We start from the raw sequence: 4,392 nt of genomic DNA, 5'->3' as shown, positions 1-4,392 counted from the left end.
CAATCTCTTCGGGCTTCGGTCGCTTGTTTGCCATTCGTGGTCCTCCGTTTCCTAAACATAGCGGTGGACCAGTTCAGTTGGGGAGGCTCAGGATTTTGCACCGCTGCCACAGTTACATCACATTGCAACCATAGTTTGAGTTGCAACTATAGAGATACGCGTACTGATTTTTGAAGCTAGTGCATAGATGAACCAAGAGAACTTTGACCAGTCGTTGACATTTACTACCGTTGTGAGCTTCAGAGACCACAATCTCGCCAAGAGGTATTGGCTTCGAAAAGCCATTTGGAAGACCTCCGGGTTTCTTGTGCTGATCGGGTTTCTATTTTGGGCAGTACTCTATCAGGCCGTGCCTGCCGCTTTGGCGACGATTTGGCCAGACCAGTATGAACCTCCCGAGTTGCGGCTTTGGCTTTCAGTGGCGATGTTGTGCGGCTTTGGCTTTTGGACATGGACTACAGCCTCCGGGCTAGGGCGGTTGATTGAAAAATATAGACGCCCCTTGGACTCTCCCGATGATGGATTTTTGGATGGTGTGAGTCGTGGGCTAGTAAAGTTTTCTGTTGGCCGTGACGGCATAACCTGGACGTACACCTACCTTCACGATGAAATGCATTTTGCGTCAATGCAAAGTGTGTTCCGCTGGCGGGATGTAATATTGGTGAAGCAACGCTGGCCGGAAATATACAACACCGGACATCCCGGCGGTAAATCACAAGCCTCCAAGTTTGCTAAGGCTATCAGAAAATCAAAGAAACAGACTTCATCCGATGGTTGGAAGCTGCCCGAAGACGCTCGGGGTTGGGCTGTGTTTGAACTTCCGTCCGATGTGTTCGAAAAGTCTAACGGCACCAAGAAACCGTCACTGGACCTAGTCGCCCATGCTTTTTTCACTGGGGTGATTTTATTCGTATCTGGAATGTTCGTCGTTAACGCCCACAAAGCTGACAACGCTCCTGAACAAGTGGGCTGGTTGCTTCTGGTGACGTGCTTTCTTCCAGCCTTGTCTTTTGATATTCCTTGGGTCTGGCAAGGTATAAAACGACGCGTAAAGGGTCTGTCGCCGTTCGGCTCTGCCATCCCCGGATACAGCTGCGGAAAAACTGCCTATCGTCTTGGGGACGGCGGTATAGATGTACGGCGCGCTTTCTTGAAACGGTCGTTCGATGATCAGGCTATTTCCACCGTCGAGGAAAATGAAGGTTGGGCCACCATACGCGGAGGAAATCTGGTATTGGTTGTACTACCATGTTCAGATGCTCTTCGTCGGCACTTAGTGGCGGCGGGCTTTTCTCCTGAGGGTGGTCCATGGGGACCTCAGGGTCAAAACCGCAAGTGGAGCAGAGCATCATGAAGACTTTTGTTTCTCTAGCGCTAGTCTGTTGCTTTAGCTTCGTTTCTTCAACTTTGGCAAATGACGCAACATACGGACCTGTCCCGGAGTGGGTCGATCAGGCCGGAATCGTCACAGAAGCCAGTGACTCAGCCGATCACATCTCCAACGGTATCGCCTACATCCTTTTCGACAAGCAGGTTCGCCTCGAAAAAAACGGCTATTCCACCTTTCGGCGTAAAATTCAACAGGTCGTTGAGCGCCCCGGATTGGAAAGCGCCGGAACTGTAAACCTGTCTTACGACCCGTCTAAAGATACCGTCATTCTTCACCACCTTCGTCGGATCAGGAACGGGCATGTTTCCGATTTGTCGGGTACTGAATTCCTGAGTATTCGCCGAGAAACAGAGATTGAAGCCGGAATTCTTGACGGAACATTGACCCTGCACGCCACTGTTGCCGATTTGCAGGTCGGAGATGTCCTGGACTTTTCGTGGTCGGTTCGTTCCAGACCCACTGTGTTCAAATCGCACTATCTGGAATGGATCACCGAAAAACCAAGTTCGGTAAACCGACTTGAGCGTTTTCGGCTGCTGGTGCCAGAAGATAGAACGATCTCAATTGATGGCCCTGCAAAGCCTGATGTGTTTTTGTCCGACGGTTGGACTGATTATCGGTGGGAACATCGTGACGAAACACAGCCTGATTTTTCCTACGAAACAGAACGTTGGGAAGACGTATTTGGCGAAACCCAGATTGTAACTGATACGAAGTGGGAAGACATTCTTGCTGACGTAGAGCAGTCTTACCTTCCGGGCCACTTACCCACCGACCTTCTGGATCGAATTGCTTCTCTTCAGAAGGGCGATACCCAATTCATGGCAACGCAGGCATTCCGTTTGGTTCAGGATGAAATCAGGTACTTCGGAACAGAGATCGGCGCAGGTGGCTATTTGCCAAGAACTCCCGAGACTGTCTGGGCAAGAAAATTTGGCGACTGCAAGGACAAATCGATTTTGCTGGTTTCTATCTTGAAGGAGATGGGTATATCATCGGACGTTGTGCTTGTTCATTCGAGCAACGGTCGCAATTTACCCAACTATCTTCCTTCACCCTACCTGTTTAATCACGCAATCGTTCGGGTATTTGATGGCGAAAAAGCGTTCTTTCTCGATCCAACGGATGTGTTGCAAGGGGGTGTAGGTTCCAAAATTACAACCTCCGATTTTCTTTGGGGTCTGCCAATTTCGAAGGGCGAGCCGGAGCTTGTGTCAATTCCCAAATACACGCCGCTGGAGCCTGAGTACGAAGTCCATGATCGGTATGAGTTTAAAGTTGGCGGAGATAATGCAGCAGAACTTCTTGTAGAAACCACATTTCGGGGGAAAGAAGCGGATTGGTTCCGATATAAACTGGCCCGTGACGGGCTGGCTGATCGTGCGGAGTCCTATTTGGACTATTATGAAGGCCGGTTTCCCGGAGCAGTCAGTTTAACGCCAATGTCCTACACTGACGACAAGGATGCCAATGTTTTGGTTACCTTTGAGCACTACGGCCTACCGAAATCGGGATTTGAGGAGAAACGATATTGGGAAAAGTTCTGGCTCAATCCCTATGCGACAAAAGGTGAACTGGAAGAGCTTCCGGACGAAGAATTGAAGACGCCATACTATCTTGCGCCTTTATTCAAAAAGCACCGCATCGAGCTCGTTGGTGACTTACGAATAAATCCACCGAAACCTTTCCAGCTTGAGTCACAACATATCCGTTACAGCCGGGTTGGTGGTCAGATCGAAAACGGCATCTCGGCAACTTATGAAATAGAAGTAGTGGCCGACGTAGTGGAGCCTGATGAAGCGGAAGAGTATCGCTCATCTTTCAAAAAGCAGGATGGTCAGGATGATTGGCGATATAAGCTGACATCTCCGGGTTCATTAAAGGATCCTTCACAGATAGAAGTGTTTGAAGGATGGCCGCTGGAACAAATATCGCTGGTTTGTGCTTTTTTGTTTGTCTCGGGGTTCGTCGCCGTCGGAGTTAGGTTGGGGATGAGAAAAGAACGGGCCAACACAATTTAGAGTATCTGACGCCTAGCCCGTTTCCGGGGCCAACAAAGTTACATTTCGGTATCGAACCTCAATTTTTGGTCCAAAATCGACAAGATGTAAAAACGAAGGTCACAAATATTGAGCTCATAAATCTTCAAGCGGACATTGGTCTTGCTGCTATTAACGGCAGCAAAGGTCCGCGATCCCGACCTTCACACCTTGGTGGATTTCGCTTCCGCGGCGAATGTCCGGAAAGAGGGCTGCGACCGCAGCAACTAGTTGTTCAGTTGAGTGACCGCTTTGGGCTGTGCCAGCGGATTTGCAAAGTTGGCTTTCTGTGCATCGCAGACCTTTGAGTGCGAAGAAGCATTTTGAACTTAGGGCTCAAGGCTGCCACCTATCGAAGTTTCACGACTGGTCGATGTTCGGATGCAGCGGGTAGCAGGCTGACAAAAGCGCAATCACTCTATAATCGCGACTTATATTAAATCCCAATCAGTCTCTGGATGAGGGGCAAAATCCGAAATTCTTATACCTGAGATTAATTTCGACCTGCAATGGTTGCCCGGTATTCTAAATGAGGATTTGACATGAAAAAACTTGCGACCATCGACCTACCCAAAACAAACGCAAACGCCTTTGAAGTGCTGGCGCGCTGCCAGTCCGCAGCCGAAAGCGCCGGAGCCGAGCAAGCCAGAATCCAGGCCTTTTTGGAGGACGCCGTCCAGGGTGATTTTGAGCACTTGTTGGGTGTGGTGAAAACCCACTTCGAGGTCTCGAACACCGGGTCTTGAATACACAGGGCAAAGACGAGCAGACCGCGTGTCGCAGTGTCAGTGATACTGTATGAGAGATTTAGCGGCTTCACTGGGTAGTATGCGTAAAAGGCGTTGCTGAGCCCGTTGGACGCGCAACCTCAACCTGAGCAGCCTCATCTGACTGGTCCAAGTTGATTGTTAGTGCATCATCGGCCTGTGATCCATCGGGATGATGGTTTCAGGTGCCGGCGGG

At 49.9% G+C, this 4,392-nt stretch carries 3 protein-coding genes; all 3 read left to right on the top strand.

The genetic code is table 11. The features are described 5' to 3' along the window. The first annotated feature begins 187 nt into the window (after nucleotides 1-187). The 3 genes from ACR0BZ_RS19605 (at nucleotide 188) to ACR0BZ_RS19595 (ending at nucleotide 4,175) form a co-directional block, all read left to right on the top strand. Entirely contained in the window at nucleotides 188-1,354 is a 1,167-nt protein-coding gene (locus tag ACR0BZ_RS19605) for a hypothetical protein (protein ID WP_480921056.1), read from the top strand. Next, nucleotides 1,351-3,411: a DUF3857 domain-containing transglutaminase family protein gene (locus tag ACR0BZ_RS19600; RefSeq protein ID WP_480921055.1), complete on the top strand. Its 2,061-nt coding sequence runs from the start codon at nucleotides 1,351-1,353 to the stop codon at nucleotides 3,409-3,411. Before ACR0BZ_RS19605 ends, ACR0BZ_RS19600 begins: the two co-directional genes overlap by 4 nt. A gap of 560 nt (nucleotides 3,412-3,971) precedes the next feature. Then, nucleotides 3,972-4,175 (top strand): hypothetical protein, encoded by a 204-nt coding sequence (locus tag ACR0BZ_RS19595; protein WP_480921054.1) that lies wholly within the window; start codon nucleotides 3,972-3,974, stop codon nucleotides 4,173-4,175. The last annotated feature ends 217 nt before the right edge of the window (nucleotides 4,176-4,392 follow it).

It is taken from the genome of Ruegeria sp. P8 (assembly GCF_056534665.1).
The sequence above is the reverse complement of the archived record's forward strand: the minus strand, read 5'-3'. Positions and strand labels throughout refer to the sequence as shown.